We start from the raw sequence: 17269 nt of genomic DNA, 5'->3' as shown, positions 1-17269 counted from the left end.
CACCGGGCGCCTCGAGCACGCACTGTCGATTGCTCGGCAGCTGGCGGCCGCCGTCATGCTTCAGCCTGCGCAAAGGGCGCGCCGTCGATGACAAAGCTCGCATCGGCCTGGGCACGCACCAGCTCTTTCACCTTCGCATCGGTCGCGCGCTGTGCGTCCTCTTTGTTCTGGAAGGGTGTAGGGATCACGAACTTCGGCCCCTCCATCCCAGTGCCGGCCGTCGTGACTTCCCTGCTGTTTTTCTTTCGGTCGTAGTAGGACGCCTCGACTTCGCCGTGCTTCGGCTCGTCCTTCAGGGTCACCTCGTAGGAGAGGATGTTCTTCCCATTTGTGACCACCACGAGATCCAACTGGACGCCGCCGACGCTCTGGCCAGCACCTTTCAAGACGACGACCAATCGCTGCGACTTCACGGAGACGGCCGCATTTATCTTCTCCCCTATGCGGTTCAAGAACTCCAGGCCGTCCTCCTCGGCCTGGGCTTCATAAGGGTTCGGGATCGATTTGAGCTCCTCGGCCATGATAAGTTCGACACCGATCTGGCCGGCGACATCCGCGAAGATGTCTCCATAGGTGGGCGAGCGTCACAGGGTGCCGCGAGGGCGTTGATGGCCTGTGGCGGATCAAGACCGTCACGCACACCTTTTCCTCGAGCTCTCCCTACATCACCTCTCTCGAATGCGAGGTACCCTCGGCATGATTGACCGATCCCGCAGATACCTGACCGCGGCTGACGGCACGGTCGCCTACGTGACCATAGACGGAGACATGGTCGACGAGGTTGCCTACGGCTACTACGGCCTCCATCGCCGCAGGACGGAGCTGATCTACAACGCCAATCCCGGATTGGCCGATCGACCCGCGAAGCTCCCAGCGGGCGTCGTGATTAAGCTCCCTCCGATCGTCACGTCTCCGACGCCGACACCCTTCCGCCGGCTCTGGGACTAGAGGCCAGCACCATCCTCCATACTGATCTCCACCAAGGCCCGGTCTCACCCCGGGCCTTTTTGCATTGAGAGGGCTATCACATGTCGACGTTATTGGTTGTCGGCTCACGGGGCGCTGCTGTCCGTGATCTCCAGACCATGCTGAACGCCGCCGGCGCTTCACCGAAACTCAAGACCGACGGAGATTTCGGCGGTCTGACGGAAACTGCCGTGCGGCTCTTTCAGGAGAGAGCCGGTCTTGTTGTCGACGGGCGGGTGGGGACTCAGACCCTTACCGCGCTCAAGCGAGCGACGGCGCCGGTGGTTCCGGGCCGGCCGGAACCCGACAAGAGCGCGATGGCCGGAAGCGCACCGGCAAGCGCGACCCTGCTCGATCGTGCTTCGATGCCGCGACGGCTGCCTATGTCGCCGGCGGCGTATTGGTCGCCGACAAGATCGTGAAGCTCGCGATCAACATCACCCGTGACGGATTCGCCGGGCTGTTGAAACGCCAGCCTCCGGTCGAACACTAGATCCGGGGCGGTTGATGTCGGACAAATACCAGACGCTTTCCGAGATGCTGCAAGCCTGGTTTGGCGGCGGCGTCACGACACTCATCGCCGCTCTGACCGGGCGGCTCATGTGGCATACCGCCGAGGTTCGGCGATCCAAGCGCGTCTTCTTCGGCCGGGAACTCCTGTGGGAGTTGCCCTTCGCTGTTGGCATGGGGCTGATAGGCGAGGGAGTCGCGACATACATCGAGGCCGGCCCCTTGCTGCGGCCGGCTATCGTAGGCGGCCTCGCCTACTTAGGCCCTCGAGGCACCGAGGTCCTGCTTGCGAAATGGCTTAACGGTCGGATCGGCAAGGCGTGATCTTCAGCAATTCCAGATCTATATCTTTCCCCCGCGGCTTCGGCTGCGGGGGCTTTTTTGTTGCTGGTTTTTCTGCGCCTTCGGGGATACCGTCCCCGCGAATGCACGGAGGGATTGATGCAGATCGACGCCGCGTACTTGCAGGATCTCAAGGTTCACCTATCGGCCGACCTGGCAGCGGTTGTGCTGGAAGTCTTCGCCGGGGACCGCTTGGCGGTCGCCCTCACGCCGGCAGAACTGGATCGCACGATCGAGACGCTGCAAGCTCTCGCGGTGACATGGGAGCGGCGGCGCCGGGAGGCGGACCCGCACCTTGCTGAGTCCGATCGCAAGGTGGTGAAGGCCATCCGGCCCACCAACTTCAACATCGGGACTCTGGAAGGATACGGTCTCGGCCTGCTATTCGAGACGGAAACCGGTGAGACGACGATCGCACTGAGCCGGGAGGATGCGGCAAAGGTCAGCCATGCGATCCGCCTCCTTCTCGCCGAACCGGAAGAGGCGTCGATCAGAAACTGATCACCAAGCGCCGAACACCCGGTGCATGTCTCGTCGGGATCACTCTCGGTCCCAACTCACCCCAGCACCTGCCATACATGCCCTGCCATACTCGCCAGCGCGAGCAGCAGGCCGCCGACGATCAGCGCGTAGAGCCACCCAAGATCGCGTGGATCCCCGTCAGCCATTCTCGGCTCGTTCCTTCTGACGGTCCCACGTCTCTTCGACCATACGGGCGGCATCTGCTGCCGTCGGCACCCAGCCGCTATTCGGCAGCCACGGCTTCGCACCCTTTGGGTACTGGATCGCCCAGAACCATTTCCCCGCCTTCAAGGGCTGCTGGTCGAGGTAGATCCGGCCGATGCTGACCTCACCATCGAACCCCTGATAGTCCTCATGCGGTTTGCCGTCGATGCCGGTTTCGTCGCCCCACGTCCGGACCCATCGGAATTTTTTCTGCCAGGTCATTGCCTCTTGCGGGCCCACGACAGGGCCGCGTCCGTTTTGCGATTATCCAGCACAGCAAGGATATGATGATCGGCCAACGTGGCAATAGCAGTACAGGCTTCTACCTCGTCCCACCCCGCCTTCACGGCCTCCCAGACAAGTTGCTGCAGTTTTGCCTCGAGCGCCTCTTCGCAATCGGTCAGGCGGTCTAGGCTCAGTGATTTTCGCGGCGAAGGGATGTCAGTCATTGCGTCCTCCATTATGACGGAGGATAGGGCGCGCAAGCGGTTTTTACAGTTCTAAACGTATCCTGCGCCGGGCAATCTCGTCTGATGCGAGGGGTGACCAGCGGAGGCCCATGCGTGAGCTTCCGCTGGCTTTCCGGGCCATTACCCGTACCGGCGCTAAATGGCGCCTGGGGCCCGCGGTCAGCCCCACACACAGAACCTTTGTTCGGGGAGAAATGTTCCAGACGGGAACAAAAACGCGGGTGACGCAATATGGGGCATGTCCAAACGTAATTCCTCTAGCCCCACTCACGATGACCCGATGCCGGCACGCATCGAGCCCTGCCTCGCGCTGCTAAAAAGCAAACCTCCTGTCGGCCGACAATGGATGTACGAGGTCAAGTGGGATGGTTATCGCCTCGCTGTGCACATAGAGCCTGGCCGGGTCAGTGTGATAACCCGCGGCGGTCACGATTGGACGGAGAGGTTCCCCTCTATCGCCAGCGCGGCCCGCCATCTCGAAGTTGAAACGGCCATTCTCGATGGCGAGGCGGTCGTGCTCAATGAGCAAAACCGGTCGGATTTTGGCGCTCTCCAGCAGGCGCTTGGCGGGCGAGGCGGGAAGCGGAGCGCGGAGGAGGCGTTATTCTTCGCGTTCGATCTCCTCTATCTGAATGGCCAAGATCTGACCCGATTGCCGTTGCATGGCCGTCGCTCCCTTCTGGAGAAAATGCTCCACGTAGAGGAGGGGGTAATTCGCCTGTCCGAAGACATAGGCTCGGATGGCGCGCTCTTGATCGATGCCGCATGCCAAATGGGCCTTGAGGGGATCATCGGCAAGAATATCGATATGCCTTATCGAGCCGGCCGCAATGGAGATTGGGTGAAGATCAAATGCGTGCAGAGCGAGGGGTTTGCTATCGTCGGCTATGAGCCTTCGCGCGTGGCCCTAGGAGGTATCGGGCGTCTACTGCTGGCAGCCCGGAAGGGCGATCAGTTGGTCTATGTCGGCGGCGTAGGGACTGGCTTTACTGCAAAAACCGGAACGGCGCTCCGTCGCCACCTCGACGCGATCGCGGTTCCAAAAGCTGCGATCGACGTGGGAAAGCGCAAGGGCGTGTTCGTTAAACCCGTGGTCGTGGCCGAGATCGAGTTCCGCGCCTGGACCCACGACGGCAAGCTTCGGCACGCGTCATTCAAGGGACTGCGGGAAGAGGCGGATGCAGCCTCGGTCTACCGGTTACCGGATTGAGCGTGAACACACGGACCACAAAGCCAAGATAGAGGTCTCGTCCAGAACCTCCCGAACAATGCAGGTAGTTCCTGCCGCCGCCTTTTACCGAGTTTTTCGGGCCTTGAGTTCTGCGTCGACGCTGCTCCGAAGTGCATCCATGATGTTGATGACATTCGACTTCGGTTCTGTCTTGGAATTCTTTCCCTTTGCCGACTTCTTGGGTTTCAAGGTCTTCTTCTTTTCCTCAATCAGGTTTAGCAGGCTGGTCTGAATGGGGTCCCTCACCATGTCTGGTGACCAGTGCGCAGATTTCTTCTCTATAAGCTCTTGAACGAGGGGAACGAGATCAGGATCCGATTCCTTCTCAATGTCCTCGAAGTAACTGTCCTCAGGCCTTATCTCGTTGCCGAACCGAAGTGTCCACAGGACGATGCCTTCGTCGCGGGGTTCCAGAATGACGGCTCGTTCACGGCGTCCCATCACCACTCTGGAGACACCCACGACCTTGTCGGCTTTCATTGCATCCCTGATAACGGCAAATGCTTCATTCCCTACGGCATCGCCGGGCATTAAATAATGGGGCTTCTCAAGGTAAACCCACTCGATAGTCTCCGCCTGAACAAATTTATCGATGTCGATCGTCTTCACAGTATCGAGTGCGACCCGATCGAGGTCGTCCTCGGTGAGGATCACATAGTCATTTTCCCCGCGGGCGTAACCCTTGGCCTCGTCTTCTTCCTTGACCGGCTCTCCAGAAACGGAATCCACGTATTGAGACACCACCCGGTTCCCGGTTTCGCGGTTGAGGGTATGGAAGCGGACCTTTTCGCTCTCGCTGGTTGCCGGCATCATGATGACGGGGCAGGTGACCAGCGACAGTTTGAGATAGCCTTTCCAATAATAGCGCTGCGCCATGACAGTCTCCTGTTAGCTTGCCTTGCGGCGCGGAGATTCCCCAGACGAGGCCGCTTTGGAGGCACCACGTGCGGCCCGCTCCCGTCTGGTGCCCTTGTTGGCATTGGCGGTGGTACGCTTAGGCCCGCCGTCCTCAGCCCCCTCCTTAAGCAAGGCAGCGCTTTTTCGTAGGGCAGCCAACAGGTCGTCGGGCTTTGATACCTCCACCTTCTTCGGCTTCGGCAACGACTTTCCTTCCAACTTTGCCTTGACCAGCTCGGCGAGGGCGGCCTCGTAGCGGTCATCAAATGTTGCCGGATCGAAGTCCCCCTTTTTGGTGGCGATAATGTGCTTGGCGAGATCGAGCATCTCCCCTTTGATGCGCAGCTTTGGCATCTCCTCGAATGCGGCCTTAGGCGAGCGGACCTCATAATCGTAATTAAGAGTGGTTGCGATCAGACCCTTGCCGTGTGGGCGTATCAGCACCGTGCGCATCCTGCGGAAAAGGACGGCTTTGGCAATGGCGGCGACCTTGGACTTTTTCATGCCGTCTCGCAGGGCCACAAACGCATCGCTTCCCATCTTGTCAGGTGTCAGATAATACGGCTTGTCGAAGTAGACGTCGTCGATCTCGTCGCAAGGAATGAACACTTCAACGGCGAGCGTCTTATCGCTCTCAGGAATAGTGGCGGCGATCTCCTCAGGATCGATCTGGATATACTGCCCGTTCTCGACCTCAAAGCCCTTAATCTGTTGTTCTTTCGGTACCGGGTCCTCAGTCTCGCTGTCGACGAAAATGCGGTTCACACGGTTGCCGGACGACTGATTGATCGTGTTGAAGGAAATGCGCTCGGACGTGCTGGCCGCCGTATAGAGCGCGACCCCGCACGAAACCTCGCCGAACTTAAGGAAGCCCTTCCACTGGGCACGGTGCGCTGCAGCCATGACACAAACCTCGAATCACCCCGAATGAGATTCAAAGCCGTGTCAAGATGAATCGTTCCAGCCCGAAGCGCAAATTCTTAGAAGCGGAAGGCAAACTGCTATCGGAGGTTTACTTAAATCGTGAAGGGAAACCTACGCCTAGCGTGGCTAGTTCAACTCGCTAGACAGCTGCTTTCTCATCCGATTGACCCGGCTCTTGATCGTGCCGATTGCGCAATGCATCTCGAATGCCGCCCGCTTATAGGACTCGCCTTGCACAAAAATCAGGTCAAACAGCACTTGCCGTTCGCGGGGGAGCTCTCGTAAGGCGCGTTCGAGTTCGCATCCTTGCAGATGCCACTCCTGGGTAGGCATAGCGACTATTGCGATCTCCTCGAAGTCGAAATCGCGCCCCGGCGACTCGCGCTTCGCCCGTAGGCACCCGGTGCAGAACGCATTTCTCATGATGGTGAAAAGCCAACCCTTTAAATTGCTACCTGGAGAGAAACCCTCCAGTCGAGCGAGTGCTTTTGTGAGAGTTTCCTGAACTAGGTCATCGGGTTCCTGATATCGCAGCTTTAAGGCGAACCGCTTCAGGACTGGTATCAGCGCAACGATCTGAGCGCGGACTGTTTCTGCTTCCACTGGGGTCATCGCTACCTCCCGCTAGCGGAAAGGAATGAACCAAAGCGAACATTGTTCCAGCGCAAGATGACCTATTCCGCAAGAAGTATAATTTGCTGGTTGTGGCGCCAATGATGCTAACTACTGGCACGCGTAGCTCGGCCACGAGAAGTGGACTGAGCGCGAGTGCCTGTTCCGATCACTATCGCTGCTTTTATGACATGAATGCACCGACCGGGAGGAGCCTGTACCCATTGATGAAGGTCCTGTTTCGACCCTATCCCGGTCGTAACACTGCAAGCAAGCGGTGCCTGCAAGCTAGCGATTCATAAACACAAGTGGTGCCGTCGTGGCCAAGCAACGGCTCCAGGGCGTTTTCACGGCTGCGCTTTCACCGGAAGCCGGAATGGTGCGCCTAGCCGGTTGAAAGCGTTCATAGCTGCGATCGTGATTGTAAGATCAACCAGATCCTTAGGCTCGAAAACTGCCGAAACAGCAGCATAGGCCTGGTCAGAAGCATGGGTCTCGCTGACTAGCGTCACCTCCTCGGCCCAGGCCAGCGCCGCGCGGTACTGTTCGGAGAAAAGATACGGCACCTCTTCCCATACCGGAATCAGAGCGACCTTGTCGGCCGCCATGGTCTTTAGTAGATCGCGGGTGTGTAGGTCGATACAATGTGCGCATCCATTGATCTGGGATACGCGTAGGAACACTAGATGAATAAGCTCCTCAGGCAAATTCGTGTGGGTGACGTAGTGATGGACGCCGAACAGGGCTTTTGCTCCAGCGGGTGCTACCTCGTACCAATTGAGGCGCGTGGTCTCATTCATAATGGTCTCCTTGAATTTGCGCCACAGCCGGCGCTGCTCGGTTGACGACGCGTCAATTGGAGGCGTGACATCTCGACCCGATTCTATTTTTTGCAGTGCGATGTCACACTTGCCCAAACTCGCTCGTCCACTAGTCAGGCGGTCGCGAGGAAAGTGGCATGAGACAAACGGCATGAACGAGACGGACCGGGATCATAACATCCGTGAGGGGGCGATGGCCAAAGAAGCAAGCGCTGACGTATCGCTCAGCGACCAGAGGATTGTAGAATTCACCGTGGAGCGTAAACGATTGTTGCGCTTGAGCTATCGGATGCTAGGGTCGATTACCGAGGCGGAAGATGTCGTACAGGACGCGTGGTTGCGTTGGGCACGCGTCGAAGACGAAGTCCGCACTCCGACCGCCTATCTCACCCGCATTGTCACACGACTATGCCTCGACCGGATGAAGTCGGCGCGAGCGCGGCGCGAGGTTTATGTCGGCCCATGGCTGCCCGAGCCGTTGGTCGAGCCTGTTGATACGCAAGAAGCCATTGCTGACGATGTCACTGTGACGCTAATGTTAGCGTTGGAGCGTTTATCGCCGCTAGAACGGGCGGCCTTCCTGCTCCACGAAGTGTTCGACGTAGCGCTGACTGAGATCGCGGTCGTGCTTGAACGTGAACCCGCCGCCGTTCGCCAACTTGCTTCTCGAGCACGCAAAAATGTTCAGAACGCTCGACCGCGATATAGCGTCGGGGCGGCAGAGGCCGAGGGAATCGCTCGCGCGTTTTTTGCTGCATCGCGTGACGGCGATGTCACCGCGCTTTCGGCGTTGCTCGCGCGCGATGTCGAGATACACAGCGACGGCGGCGGCAAGGTGCTGGCGTTCCGAGAAGTCATCCGCGGCTTGGAACGTGCATTGCGACTCTTCGTTTCCGCTCAGCGAAAGACCGCGACTCCGCCCACCTTGCTGCGGACTGCAACTATTGACGGCCTGCCCGGGTATGTGAGCCTTGATCCAAATGGTGTGCTGCAAATTACAGCTCTTGGCATTCGCGACGGTAAGATCTTCGCGATCTATATCGTCAAAAACCCGGATAAGCTGACGCATATTGACGTTTGAGATCGCCGCTGCGGCCTGCGAGCGCTCGGCCGCACACAGCCTTCATCTAAGCGGTACTCTCAGGCCACGGGCTTGATTTCTGCGGGGGGCAATCCGTGACGCCGCGCGACAGCGCAGACCGTCACGCCTTGCTCATAGCTCTCCGCGATGATCTCAGCGTTGCGCTGGTACCGCGCCGCGTATGATGCCCGTGCCGTCTGCGCTGCTTCAAGTGCGCCGTGGAATGCCGGACCACAGTGATCTACGGATGCCAAGTCTACTCCTGTTTGAATCGTTTTCTGAAACGTTCGGCTCTCTATGGCGGAGGCTGTGCGGCTGTCGCAGCCGGACAGATGCGGAGCGCACGCAGCGCATTGAGGATGACGGCAACGTCGATTGCCTCCTGGATCAACGCGCCCTGCACGGGAGTGAGATAGCCGAGGCCCGCAGCGACCATGCCGATGACGGAGAGCCCGATGCCCGCCACCACGCTTTCCAGGGCAATACGTCGCGCGCCGCGCGCAATCTCGACGCCCACTGCCACTCGGTCCACACGGTCGACAAGCAGGACCACGTCCGCAGCCTCTGCTGAGGCCGCCGCCCCGCGCGCGCCCATGGCAACGCCGATGTCAGCCGCGGCCAGCGCCGGCGCATCGTTCACCCCGTCGCCGACCATCATCAGGGGGCCGTGCTTGCGCTCCGTGAGCACCAGTAGCACCTTCTGGTCTGGGGTGAGGCCGGCGCGGATGCCGTCGATCCCGAGTCCCTCGGCAACACGTTCGGCGACGTCTTGACGGTCCCCTGTTGCCAGCAGGATGCGGCTGACCCCCTGACGGCGCAGGGCGGAAAGCATCCCATGGGTGTCGTCGCGCAAGGGGTCGGCCATGACGAGGTGGCCCGCGAGCTTGCCGTCGATGCCGACCGCCACCAGAACCGATCCCGCCGCCAGGGCCGGAGGTTCCACCGCAGTCGCCCCAACGTGCCTGATCACGAAGCCGTGCCCGCCCACGACGACAGAGCGACCACCGACCAGCCCCGCTAGACCCTCGCCTGGAGTCTCGGTCACCTCTGTTGGAACCGGTAGTGCTAGTCCACGCTCGCCCGCCGCTGCGACGATCGCCTGAGCTACCGGGTGCTTGGTGGCCTGGTCGAGCGCTGCCGCCAGGCTCAACATCTCGTCTTCCTGGATGCCCCCATACGTGCCGATCGAGACAATCTGCGGCCGCCCGTCGGTGAGCGTGCCAGTCTTATCGAGGATCAGCGTGCGCGCGCGTGCCATCGCCTCAAGTGGTCCGGCTCCCTTGATCAGCACCCCGTAACGTGCGGCGCGAGAGAGTCCGGCCACCAGCGCCACCGGCACGGCCAAGATCAGCGGGCACGGGGTCGCCACCACAAGCACGGCGACAGCGCGAATCGGATCGCCGGTTAACCACCAAGCCGAGAAGGCGATTGCCAAAGTGACCAGCAGGAAGGCCAGCGACCATCGGTCGGCGAGCCGCGACATCGGCGCCTTCGAGGCCTGGGCCTCTTCAACAAGGCGCACGATGCCGGCATATGTACTGTCCTTTGCAGGTCGCATGGCAACAAGGTCGAATGCCTCTCCCGCATTCGTCGAGCCGCTCATCGCCTCACCCCCGCTCGCGGTCTTCAGCGGAAGAGACTCGCCCGTCAGTGCCGACGTGTCGAGAAAGGCGGCAGAGGACGCGACAGTGCCGTCGACGGGGACCACGTCGCCCCGCCGTATTAGCAGCCGGTCGCCGGGCAGGATTGCATCAAGCGGCACGTCTTCCAGGGCGCCGTTGCAGTGCCGTGTTGCCGTCCTGGGGACGCGCGAGAGCAGGTCTCGCATCTCGCGTCGCGCGCGGCCCTCGGCGAAGCTCTCGAGGAAGGTGCCTCCGGAATACATGACCGCGACGACGGCGGCCGCAAGTGTCTCGCCGAACAGAAGCGCTGCCGACATCGAGAGCGCCGCCACTATGTCGAGCCCGACTTCACCGCGAAGCAGGCTGCGTAGGATTTCGATCAGGAGCGCGGCGAGAACAGGGACCACGCCCACGAGCCAGACATTAGAGGCAAGCTCCGTCCTCCCAATCCCAAATGCCAGAACGAGACCGCTGGCGAGGGCTCCGACCGCAATCAGCAGTAGACCTGTCTTCAGCCTGTCGCCGGTCGAATGCTCCATTCTATCAATCCCGTTAGCCGCGGCAGAAGGTCTACTCGAAATGCAGCGTTCGAAGTGTAGCGCCTTCGCTGCGAAGCGGGAACTGGGCGTCGATACCGAGCTTCCTGGCGTGAGCGCCGCCTTTCCCCGGACCAATAAAAATTGGGGCGACGACGACCAGCATCAGGACATCGAGCAGCAGGGCAAAGCAGGAGGTCAAGCGAAGGCGCGGACTTTGGACGAAAAGGTGAGACAAGTAATAAAAAAAGCTATCGAAAAACAATGAGACGATTTTGTCTCACTCGCCGTGCTGTACCATTGATTTATTGGAGTTTTGGCACGCCCTAGGGGAGTCGAACCCCTCTTTTCAGAATGAAAATCTGACGTCCTAACCGATAGACGAAGGGCGCGTGCGGGGCGACTTCTACTCAGGCGACCCGGTTTGTGCAAGGCGAAAAATGCGCGCTCCGGCAAATAATTCACAAGGCCTGCACGGACCTGGGAAGGCTGACTTGCGGGACAGCGCCGCAGAGGGTGCGGAGAGATGGAAGGAAGGTGGTGGCACGCCCTAGGGGAGTCGAACCCCTCTTTTCAGAATGAAAATCTGACGTCCTAACCGATAGACGAAGGGCGCGTGCGGGGCGGTTTATAGTGGGCGTCTTGCGGTTGCGCAAGCGTCAAACGGGCGGGATGTCAAAAAAACGTCATCTGTCCCGGGCGGATATCCAAGATGAGAAATCAATTTATTATCAATGCGTTGCGGAGGTGTCCGGCAGATTCGCTAGAATCGCGGCCCGCCGGTAACGGCGATGCCTACTTGCGCCTGCCGCGGCATCTCCAGTTCCAGTCGCGTTCCGGGCCGATGTCGATATGGACGGATTCGGTGTGGCAGTAGGTGCCGACGCCGCCGCGGCCCGGCATGGCGCGCAGGTATTCGGCGAGTTCCCACCGGCTGACGCCGGCGATCTGGATGTCTGCCGCTTCGCAGCGGGTGTGGAGCGACTGCTTCGCCCGGTTGCGTTTCATCGCACGGACGCCGGAGGTGACGATGACCGGCTTGCCGTAGTGCTGCTCTATCGATTTCAGGACGGTCAGCAATTCCGGCTTGAAGCAGCCGGTGTTGACCTTCTCCGTCTGCAGCCAGAGGCCGTTGGGCGACAGGCGTGCCAGTCCCGCAAGCGAGGCGACCTCGGTTACCCCGCCATTGTCGTCATTGTCGGGACCGTCTTCCTCGAGTTCGGAGTGGTCGCCGGGTGCCACGGTCGACGTGACGCCGGGCAGGGCGGAGGGAGCGAGCGAGGCCATCTGGCGGGCGGCGGCCGTTTCGCGGGTGAGGAGCCTCGCCTGTCGCGCCGGCGCCGGCTTTTCGGCCTGGTCGGCGTTCGCCGTCTTGCGCTTGGCGGCAAACAGCGCTGCGAGCGTCAAACGCGTTTCGGGGCTGCCGGCAGGCTCGTCGCGATCCCCGGTGCCGGAGGCTGCTGCCGTTTCCGTTTCCGTTTCCGTGGCGGCGGTGGTGCCACCTGCCGCGGTCGCCGCCAGCGCCCGTTGGGCATCGTTGCCTTCGCCTTCGGCCACCAGCGCCGAGCGGACGCTGGTCGGGACTGGAACGTGGTCGGGAACGACGGATGCCTCCTCATCGGACGCAGGTACGGCGCCGGGCGTGACCAGTGAGCCCGGCGTGGCGGGGATCGAGCCTGTGGTCTCGCCGCCGCCGGCAGGGGAAGCGCCCGGATTGGCCTGGTAGAGATTGGTGATCGCGCGACCGGCTGGTTCCGGAGCGGCGCCTGCGGTCGTATCCTCGGATGCGACAGCGGGGGCGGCGGAAGCGAAGATGCTGGTCTGGCTGGCGTTCACCTGGGCGGGCTGCATGATCGCATCCGCAAGGTTCGGCGGTTCGGAGGGATCGTTGGCTGTGCCGGACTGCGCCGACGGGCCGTCGCCTCGGCCGGCATTGACCATCGGATCGCGGTAGCCGTCCGCACCTGCGTCTCCTTGCGCCTGTTCCTGTTGCCCCGAGGTCGTCTCCGCAAGCGCGGCGTTGTCCTCGGATTGCATGTCGCCGGATGCCGATACGCAACCGTTCAGCACCAGCGCGGAGACGGCCATCAGCAGCCCGTTCCGCAGCCTCATCGCATTTCTACCAATTCCGCACGTCGTCATGAGGTTCGGATCCCCTGCATTTTCCGCGTCGGCCGAAGGGATCGGCCGCGCTCGTCCGCACCTGGGAAGCTCTTCGGGAAGGAATGGCCCGTCGTGGCTCCCCCGCAGGCGCGCATGGCAATGCGGGCCGCTTGCTCTAAATTCCACCGGAACGAAGCCATCGGGGCGGCGCCGGGGCTCTCCTCCCTCTGGGAATCATCCACCCGCCGACAGCCGCGGCATATTCCGGGCAAAAGACGGCGAAACCGTGGTGAAATTGCGCGCAGGCGTTGCAGTCGGCCGCGCCCGGTCGATTGCCCGGGCGACGACCGGAAGGCAGGCGCCTGCGATCAGTATGGAGTGCTAGAGCGGAAGCGTTGTGCGAGGCTTACCAACTGCCGGTGTTCGCCATGGAGGACCAGGGTTCGGCCGGCGGCAGGCGCTCTCCCTTCTGGAGGATCTCGAACGAGATGCCGTCGGGCGAGCGCACGAAGGCCATGTGACCGTCGCGGGGCGGTCGGTTGATCGCAACACCGTTATCCATCAGCTTCTGGCAGAAGCCGTAGATGTCATCTACCTCATAGGCGAGGTGCCCGAAGTTGCGCCCGCCGGCGTAGGTCTCTGGATCCCAGTTGTAGGTGAGCTCGATGCAGGGGGCGGCATTGGCCCTTGCGGCGGCGACGTCCTCGGGGGCTGCGAGGAAGATCAGGGTGAAGCGCCCCTTGTCGTTTTCGATCCTGCGGGTTTCAACGAAGCCCATCAGGTCCCGGTAAAAACGAAGCGACTGCTCGATGTCGGTGACCCGGACCATGGTGTGAAGGTAGCGCATGCCTGAAATCCTTAGATAGGATGAACGAATGGGCGGGAAGATAGGAGTTTGTCAGCCAGAGGCAAGCCTCGCGGTCTATAGAGAGTTGCGGGCAAAACTTTTCGTGAAGGCTTGCCCTACCGCATTGGGACGATGTTATTCTGGTTGGCAAGAATCAGTTAACCGTAAAACATGTGACGCGTAATCGAGGGGCTGGGCAGATCATGGCGGACAGGATGTCTACGAAGGAAATCACAGAGCGTGATGACCAGGGTGGCGAGGCGGTCGACCTGATCGAGATCACCGGCGTCATCAAATGGTTCGACGTCGCCAAGGGTTTCGGGTTCATCGTGCCGGACAACGGCATGCAGGACGTGCTGGTCCACGTCACCTGCCTTCGCCGGGACGGCTACCAGACGGTGCTGGAAGGCACCCGCGTGGTGGCCCTGATCCAGCGCCGCGACCGCGGCTTCCAGGCCTTCCGCATCCTTTCCATGGACCAGTCGACCGCCGTGCATCCCTCGCAGATGCCGCCGGTCAAGACCCACGTGCAGGTCACCGCGACCAGCGGCCTCGAACGGGTGCTGGTCAAGTGGTTCAACCGCACGAAGGGGTTCGGATTCCTGACCCGCGGGGAGGGGACCGAGGACATATTCATCCACATGGAGACGCTGCGCCGCTTCGGCCTGACGGAGCTTCGCCCGGGCCAGGTCGTGCTGGTGCGCTTCGGCGACGGCGAGAAGGGTCTGATGGCGGCCGAAATCCACCCGGACAACCCGATGCCGGGCAACCGGGCGCATTGATGGCCAAGGCTGTCCGCCCGAATCTCCGTCGCATCTACAGCGCCCTCGTGGCGCTTTTTTTGTTGCTTGCCGGCCTCGGGCCGGCGCTGGCGGAAGAGACCTTCCAGGAGGGCCAGCTTTCGATCGTCACGCAAGGCGGCGCCCGCCATGCCTTCACGGTCGAGCTGGCGCTGACGCCCCGCCAGCGCGCGCAGGGGCTGATGAACCGCCGCACGATGGCGGACGACCGCGGCATGCTGTTCTCCTTCGGCGAGACCCGCCAGGTGCTGATGTGGATGAAGAACACCTACCTGCCGCTGGACATGCTCTTCATAGACGAGGGCGGCGCGATCCGCACCATCCGCGAGAAGGCCGAGCCGCTGTCCGAGGCGATCATCGATTCGCGCGTGCCGGTGGCCTATGTCCTCGAGCTCAACGGCGGCGCGGCGCGCAAGCTCGGCATCCGCACGGGTGATCGCGTCGAAAGTCCGGTGATATCGGGCAGCGGCGGGCAGCCGTGAGGGCGACGGCCGGACTTTCGACGCGGTCAACGACGCGGATTGGGACAGGCGCCGAATCCGTGTAAGGAGACCCCGCAGGAACGGACGGTGGAAGCGGACATGGCGGCACGGGATCGATATTCGAGAAAGCTCGAATGCTCCAAATGCGGGCGCACAGGCTTCGCGGAGGTCTCCGAGGACGACGACCCGCGGCGCAAGAACCCGGGTTTCAGGATCGATGAGATGCCGGCGGGATTTTCCACCGAGCGCGCCTCGAGCGACCCGGCGCGGCACATGGTGCGCTGCCGCTGCGGCAACGTATTCGCCTTCAAGCAGAAGACGTATTATGCGCCGGGCGGTGAACCGGCCCGAGGCCATTGACGCGCGATGAGCGTATCGGTCGGCATTTCGCACACGAGCGGCAGTAGAGAGCGGAAACACAGATGAACCTTCGCCTTCCCCACGCGGCCTTCACGCTGGTCGCAGCCCTGTTGCTTGCGGCGAACGCCCTGGCAGCCGAATTCAAGCACCCGGGGCTGATCAATTCCGCCGGGCGGCTCAACGCGTTGTCGCGGCTGGAGAAGGTTGCCCGTTCGTCGGATCGGCGGCAGAGCTACTATGCGTCTCTCGACAAGGACAGGCGCTTCTCGGTCGACTACCAGCCGAAGGCCATGGACTATGTGCTCGTGGTGGCGCGGGTCAGCAACGATTCGGAGAAGCGGTTCCGCAACGACATGGCGGCCGCCTATTTCACGGCCCTGCGCTGGGTGAAGACGGGCGACAACCGCTACCGCGCGAAATCGATCGAGATCATGAACGCCTGGGCAGGCAAATTCGTTGCCCTGACCCGCGAGAAAGGCACCAAGACCGGCCCCGGACAGATCCCGCTGGAGGCTGCCTGGGCGATCCCGATCTGGGCCAATGCCGCCGAGATCATCCTCTATTACAAGCATCCCTACGGCGCTCCGGGACCGGAGTGGAAGGAAAAGGACGTCCGAAAGTTCCGGTCGTTCCTGGCGCGCCTGCATGAGCAGCGCCAGGAGATGAGGCGCGACCGCTCGGACAATCAGGGCGTTTCCGGAGCCCTGGCGGACATGTCGATCGGGGTCTTCAACAGTGACGAGCGGCTGTATCAGGCCGGCCTGAGGCAGGCGCAGCGGCAGTTGCCGGAGATCATATCCGATGACGGCGAAGTGAAGGAATTGCGCGACAGGGACTGCGTCCATCCGCAGTATTCGCTGATCGGGCTGACCCAGGCTGCCCAGATCGAGATGAACCAGTCGGGCCGGAGCACGCTGCTGTCGATGCGGCACAAGGGCGACATCCAGCCGATCCTGCTGGAAGGCATCGAATACATGTCCCGGGCGCTGACCAACGGCTCCGATGCCCGCGACTGCCGCACCGGCAAGCTGCTCGACGGCTACGCGCCGATGGCAAAGCGCCTCTACGCCAACGACAACAAGGTCCAGCTGAAGCAGTTGAACGGCGCGATGGATGCCGCCCCGAAACGCATGTCCGGGCTCTTCCCCGAAGGGACGGAGTTCACCCATGGCGAGGACGGCTCGCAGTAGCAGGGCAGGAATCTCGCGCGGGCCGGCGGCAGCCTCATTTGTCGTCGGCAGCCTGGCTGGCTGCCATCGCGAGTTCAGGTTTTGCCTAAACCTGGTTGATCGAGGGCAGGAGCGTGATCACCTCCCGCTTGTGCCGTTCGTCGAGAGGCTCGATGTTCGCGTTCCAGTATGCTTCGGCCTCGGGCGTTTCGTGTTCCCATGTCCGCGTGGCGACATGGTCGTCGTCGATTTTCGATAGCCTGTGGCCGCCGAGGCGCAGGTATTCCCTCGCCAGTTCAACTGCAGTCGCCTGTTCCATGACGATCGTCCTTTTCGGTTCGATGGAACAGAAACGGTACAGGGGATCGATAGTTCCGGAAAGCGTCTCGCGCCACGACGAGGAGCGGTTGTCGCCAGTCGTTCGCGGGCTCGGGAGGTGGGATGCGAACGTCGCTTGTCATATCCTATCCCGGGGGATAGGATAAAAACATGTCGGAACACAAGCACGATACCCATCCCGAGATCGTCAAGCGGCTGCGGCGCGCCGAGGGACACCTGAAGAGCGTGATCGCAATGATCGAGGGCGGCAAGCCCTGCCTCGATCTGGCGCAGCAGCTTCACGCCGTCGAAAAGGCGATCGTCAACGCCAAGCGGACGCTGATCCAGGATCACCTCGATCATTGTCTGGAAGACGCCGTCGGGTCGCTTGCGCGCAACCAGCGCCAGTCTATCGACGAGTTCAAAGCCATCACCAAATATCTCTGAGGTCA

Annotated in this window: 23 protein-coding genes and 2 tRNA genes; 12 read left to right on the top strand and 13 right to left on the bottom strand. The window is 61.5% G+C overall.

Annotated elements, in window-relative coordinates:
* Window positions 1-53: 53 nt before the first annotated feature.
* Entirely contained in the window at window positions 54-521 is a 468-nt protein-coding gene (locus tag GGQ64_RS26095; RefSeq protein ID WP_183808233.1) for a hypothetical protein, read from the bottom strand.
* Between the two features lie 175 nt (window positions 522-696).
* Between GGQ64_RS26095 and GGQ64_RS26090 the strand changes: the two genes are divergently transcribed.
* The 4 genes from GGQ64_RS26090 (at window position 697) to GGQ64_RS26075 (ending at window position 2319) form a co-directional block, all read left to right on the top strand.
* On the top strand, window positions 697-948 hold the full coding sequence (locus GGQ64_RS26090; RefSeq protein ID WP_183808232.1) for a tail protein X: 252 nt from the start codon (window positions 697-699) through the stop codon (window positions 946-948).
* 80 nt (window positions 949-1028) lie between these two features.
* Window positions 1029-1388, top strand: coding sequence for a peptidoglycan-binding domain-containing protein (locus GGQ64_RS26085; protein WP_183808231.1), 360 nt, complete (start codon window positions 1029-1031; stop codon window positions 1386-1388).
* An 85-nt stretch (window positions 1389-1473) separates the two neighbouring features.
* Window positions 1474-1800, top strand: a complete 327-nt coding sequence (locus tag GGQ64_RS26080) for a phage holin family protein (protein ID WP_183808230.1) — start codon at window positions 1474-1476, stop codon at window positions 1798-1800.
* Between the two features lie 117 nt (window positions 1801-1917).
* Window positions 1918-2319: a hypothetical protein gene (locus tag GGQ64_RS26075; protein WP_183808229.1), complete on the top strand. Its 402-nt coding sequence runs from the start codon at window positions 1918-1920 to the stop codon at window positions 2317-2319.
* A gap of 159 nt (window positions 2320-2478) precedes the next feature.
* Here GGQ64_RS26075 and GGQ64_RS26070 read toward each other — a convergent pair whose 3' ends face one another.
* Both GGQ64_RS26070 and GGQ64_RS26065 read right to left on the bottom strand, forming a co-directional pair.
* Window positions 2479-2766, bottom strand: coding sequence for a hypothetical protein (locus GGQ64_RS26070; protein ID WP_183808228.1), 288 nt, complete (start codon window positions 2764-2766; stop codon window positions 2479-2481).
* The gene (locus GGQ64_RS26065) at window positions 2763-2993 is read right to left on the bottom strand and encodes a hypothetical protein (RefSeq protein ID WP_183808297.1); all 231 of its coding nucleotides are present in this window, start codon (window positions 2991-2993) and stop codon (window positions 2763-2765) included. Before GGQ64_RS26065 ends, GGQ64_RS26070 begins: the two co-directional genes overlap by 4 nt.
* A gap of 301 nt (window positions 2994-3294) precedes the next feature.
* Here GGQ64_RS26065 and ligD point away from each other — a divergent pair, with 301 nt between their 5' ends.
* Window positions 3295-4224: a non-homologous end-joining DNA ligase gene (ligD, locus tag GGQ64_RS26060; protein WP_183808227.1), complete on the top strand. Its 930-nt coding sequence runs from the start codon at window positions 3295-3297 to the stop codon at window positions 4222-4224.
* 84 nt (window positions 4225-4308) lie between these two features.
* Here ligD and ku (GGQ64_RS26055) read toward each other — a convergent pair whose 3' ends face one another.
* The 4 genes from ku (GGQ64_RS26055) to GGQ64_RS26040 all read right to left on the bottom strand — a co-directional run bounded on the left by ku (GGQ64_RS26055) (window position 4309) and on the right by GGQ64_RS26040 (window position 7478).
* The gene (gene ku / locus GGQ64_RS26055) at window positions 4309-5121 is read right to left on the bottom strand and encodes a non-homologous end joining protein Ku (RefSeq protein WP_183808226.1); all 813 of its coding nucleotides are present in this window, start codon (window positions 5119-5121) and stop codon (window positions 4309-4311) included.
* A gap of 12 nt (window positions 5122-5133) precedes the next feature.
* The gene (gene ku / locus GGQ64_RS26050; RefSeq protein ID WP_183808225.1) at window positions 5134-6045 is read right to left on the bottom strand and encodes a non-homologous end joining protein Ku; all 912 of its coding nucleotides are present in this window, start codon (window positions 6043-6045) and stop codon (window positions 5134-5136) included.
* A 147-nt stretch (window positions 6046-6192) separates the two neighbouring features.
* On the bottom strand, window positions 6193-6678 hold the full coding sequence (locus GGQ64_RS26045; RefSeq protein ID WP_183808224.1) for a sigma-70 family RNA polymerase sigma factor: 486 nt from the start codon (window positions 6676-6678) through the stop codon (window positions 6193-6195).
* 347 nt (window positions 6679-7025) lie between these two features.
* Window positions 7026-7478, bottom strand: a complete 453-nt coding sequence (locus GGQ64_RS26040; RefSeq protein WP_183808223.1) for a carboxymuconolactone decarboxylase family protein — start codon at window positions 7476-7478, stop codon at window positions 7026-7028.
* A gap of 214 nt (window positions 7479-7692) precedes the next feature.
* On the opposite strand from GGQ64_RS26040, the gene GGQ64_RS26035 reads away from it, so the two are divergent.
* A complete protein-coding gene (locus GGQ64_RS26035; RefSeq protein ID WP_183808292.1) occupies window positions 7693-8580 on the top strand; it encodes a sigma-70 family RNA polymerase sigma factor in 888 nt (295 codons plus the stop codon).
* Window positions 8581-8875: 295 nt separating this feature from the next.
* Here GGQ64_RS26035 and GGQ64_RS26030 read toward each other — a convergent pair whose 3' ends face one another.
* Complete coding sequence (locus GGQ64_RS26030; RefSeq protein ID WP_183808222.1) at window positions 8876-10741, bottom strand: heavy metal translocating P-type ATPase; 1866 nt, start codon at window positions 10739-10741, stop codon at window positions 8876-8878.
* A 40-nt stretch (window positions 10742-10781) separates the two neighbouring features.
* On the opposite strand from GGQ64_RS26030, the gene GGQ64_RS26025 reads away from it, so the two are divergent.
* Entirely contained in the window at window positions 10782-11006 is a 225-nt protein-coding gene (locus GGQ64_RS26025) for a hypothetical protein (RefSeq protein WP_183808221.1), read from the top strand.
* A 49-nt stretch (window positions 11007-11055) separates the two neighbouring features.
* Here GGQ64_RS26025 and GGQ64_RS26020 read toward each other — a convergent pair.
* The 4 genes from GGQ64_RS26020 to GGQ64_RS26005 all read right to left on the bottom strand — a co-directional run bounded on the left by GGQ64_RS26020 (window position 11056) and on the right by GGQ64_RS26005 (window position 13688).
* A tRNA-Glu gene (locus GGQ64_RS26020) sits at window positions 11056-11130 on the bottom strand.
* Between the two features lie 149 nt (window positions 11131-11279).
* Window positions 11280-11354: transfer RNA gene (locus tag GGQ64_RS26015), tRNA-Glu, on the bottom strand.
* Between the two features lie 179 nt (window positions 11355-11533).
* Window positions 11534-12850, bottom strand: a complete 1317-nt coding sequence (locus GGQ64_RS26010) for a D-Ala-D-Ala carboxypeptidase family metallohydrolase (protein ID WP_183808220.1) — start codon at window positions 12848-12850, stop codon at window positions 11534-11536.
* A 397-nt stretch (window positions 12851-13247) separates the two neighbouring features.
* The gene (locus GGQ64_RS26005) at window positions 13248-13688 is read right to left on the bottom strand and encodes a VOC family protein (protein WP_183808219.1); all 441 of its coding nucleotides are present in this window, start codon (window positions 13686-13688) and stop codon (window positions 13248-13250) included.
* 203 nt (window positions 13689-13891) lie between these two features.
* On the opposite strand from GGQ64_RS26005, the gene GGQ64_RS26000 reads away from it, so the two are divergent.
* The 4 genes from GGQ64_RS26000 to GGQ64_RS25985 all read left to right on the top strand — a co-directional run bounded on the left by GGQ64_RS26000 (window position 13892) and on the right by GGQ64_RS25985 (window position 16520).
* Window positions 13892-14470, top strand: coding sequence for a cold-shock protein (locus tag GGQ64_RS26000; protein WP_183808218.1), 579 nt, complete (start codon window positions 13892-13894; stop codon window positions 14468-14470).
* On the top strand, window positions 14470-14970 hold the full coding sequence (locus GGQ64_RS25995) for a DUF192 domain-containing protein (protein WP_183808217.1): 501 nt from the start codon (window positions 14470-14472) through the stop codon (window positions 14968-14970). Before GGQ64_RS26000 ends, GGQ64_RS25995 begins: the two co-directional genes overlap by 1 nt.
* 99 nt (window positions 14971-15069) lie before the next feature.
* Window positions 15070-15330, top strand: coding sequence for a hypothetical protein (locus GGQ64_RS25990; RefSeq protein WP_183808216.1), 261 nt, complete (start codon window positions 15070-15072; stop codon window positions 15328-15330).
* 62 nt (window positions 15331-15392) lie between these two features.
* Window positions 15393-16520, top strand: a complete 1128-nt coding sequence (locus tag GGQ64_RS25985) for an alginate lyase family protein (RefSeq protein ID WP_183808215.1) — start codon at window positions 15393-15395, stop codon at window positions 16518-16520.
* 85 nt (window positions 16521-16605) lie between these two features.
* Here the strand turns inward: GGQ64_RS25985 and GGQ64_RS25980 are convergent, their stop codons facing one another.
* A complete protein-coding gene (locus GGQ64_RS25980; protein WP_183808214.1) occupies window positions 16606-16818 on the bottom strand; it encodes a hypothetical protein in 213 nt (70 codons plus the stop codon).
* Between the two features lie 170 nt (window positions 16819-16988).
* Between GGQ64_RS25980 and GGQ64_RS25975 the strand changes: the two genes are divergently transcribed.
* On the top strand, window positions 16989-17264 hold the full coding sequence (locus GGQ64_RS25975) for a metal-sensing transcriptional repressor (protein ID WP_183808213.1): 276 nt from the start codon (window positions 16989-16991) through the stop codon (window positions 17262-17264).
* Window positions 17265-17269 lie beyond the last annotated feature (5 nt).

The organism is Mycoplana azooxidifex, from assembly GCF_014196765.1.
GTDB lineage: Bacteria > Pseudomonadota > Alphaproteobacteria > Rhizobiales > Rhizobiaceae > Mycoplana > Mycoplana azooxidifex.
This window is presented reverse-complemented; position numbering and strand designations above follow the sequence as displayed.

What these genes read in the sequence shown, in the direction of transcription:
- GGQ64_RS26095 (WP_183808233.1), bottom strand. Translation starts at nt 521, where the DNA reads ATGGCCGAGGAGCTCAAATCGATCCCGAACCCTTATGAAGCCCAGGCC.
- GGQ64_RS26090 (WP_183808232.1), top strand. Translation starts at nt 697, where the DNA reads ATGATTGACCGATCCCGCAGATACCTGACCGCGGCTGACGGCACGGTC.
- GGQ64_RS26085 (WP_183808231.1), top strand. Translation starts at nt 1,029, where the DNA reads ATGTCGACGTTATTGGTTGTCGGCTCACGGGGCGCTGCTGTCCGTGAT.
- GGQ64_RS26080 (WP_183808230.1), top strand. Translation starts at nt 1,474, where the DNA reads ATGTCGGACAAATACCAGACGCTTTCCGAGATGCTGCAAGCCTGGTTT.
- GGQ64_RS26075 (WP_183808229.1), top strand. Translation starts at nt 1,918, where the DNA reads ATGCAGATCGACGCCGCGTACTTGCAGGATCTCAAGGTTCACCTATCG.
- GGQ64_RS26070 (WP_183808228.1), bottom strand. Translation starts at nt 2,766, where the DNA reads ATGACCTGGCAGAAAAAATTCCGATGGGTCCGGACGTGGGGCGACGAA.
- GGQ64_RS26065 (WP_183808297.1), bottom strand. Translation starts at nt 2,993, where the DNA reads ATGACTGACATCCCTTCGCCGCGAAAATCACTGAGCCTAGACCGCCTG.
- ligD (WP_183808227.1), top strand. Translation starts at nt 3,295, where the DNA reads ATGCCGGCACGCATCGAGCCCTGCCTCGCGCTGCTAAAAAGCAAACCT.
- ku (WP_183808226.1), bottom strand. Translation starts at nt 5,121, where the DNA reads ATGGCGCAGCGCTATTATTGGAAAGGCTATCTCAAACTGTCGCTGGTC.
- ku (WP_183808225.1), bottom strand. Translation starts at nt 6,045, where the DNA reads ATGGCTGCAGCGCACCGTGCCCAGTGGAAGGGCTTCCTTAAGTTCGGC.
- GGQ64_RS26045 (WP_183808224.1), bottom strand. Translation starts at nt 6,678, where the DNA reads ATGACCCCAGTGGAAGCAGAAACAGTCCGCGCTCAGATCGTTGCGCTG.
- GGQ64_RS26040 (WP_183808223.1), bottom strand. Translation starts at nt 7,478, where the DNA reads ATGAATGAGACCACGCGCCTCAATTGGTACGAGGTAGCACCCGCTGGA.
- GGQ64_RS26035 (WP_183808292.1), top strand. Translation starts at nt 7,693, where the DNA reads ATGGCCAAAGAAGCAAGCGCTGACGTATCGCTCAGCGACCAGAGGATT.
- GGQ64_RS26030 (WP_183808222.1), bottom strand. Translation starts at nt 10,741, where the DNA reads ATGGAGCATTCGACCGGCGACAGGCTGAAGACAGGTCTACTGCTGATT.
- GGQ64_RS26025 (WP_183808221.1), top strand. Translation starts at nt 10,782, where the DNA reads ATGCAGCGTTCGAAGTGTAGCGCCTTCGCTGCGAAGCGGGAACTGGGC.
- GGQ64_RS26010 (WP_183808220.1), bottom strand. Translation starts at nt 12,850, where the DNA reads ATGAGGCTGCGGAACGGGCTGCTGATGGCCGTCTCCGCGCTGGTGCTG.
- GGQ64_RS26005 (WP_183808219.1), bottom strand. Translation starts at nt 13,688, where the DNA reads ATGCGCTACCTTCACACCATGGTCCGGGTCACCGACATCGAGCAGTCG.
- GGQ64_RS26000 (WP_183808218.1), top strand. Translation starts at nt 13,892, where the DNA reads ATGGCGGACAGGATGTCTACGAAGGAAATCACAGAGCGTGATGACCAG.
- GGQ64_RS25995 (WP_183808217.1), top strand. Translation starts at nt 14,470, where the DNA reads ATGGCCAAGGCTGTCCGCCCGAATCTCCGTCGCATCTACAGCGCCCTC.
- GGQ64_RS25990 (WP_183808216.1), top strand. Translation starts at nt 15,070, where the DNA reads ATGGCGGCACGGGATCGATATTCGAGAAAGCTCGAATGCTCCAAATGC.
- GGQ64_RS25985 (WP_183808215.1), top strand. Translation starts at nt 15,393, where the DNA reads ATGAACCTTCGCCTTCCCCACGCGGCCTTCACGCTGGTCGCAGCCCTG.
- GGQ64_RS25980 (WP_183808214.1), bottom strand. Translation starts at nt 16,818, where the DNA reads ATGGAACAGGCGACTGCAGTTGAACTGGCGAGGGAATACCTGCGCCTC.
- GGQ64_RS25975 (WP_183808213.1), top strand. Translation starts at nt 16,989, where the DNA reads ATGTCGGAACACAAGCACGATACCCATCCCGAGATCGTCAAGCGGCTG.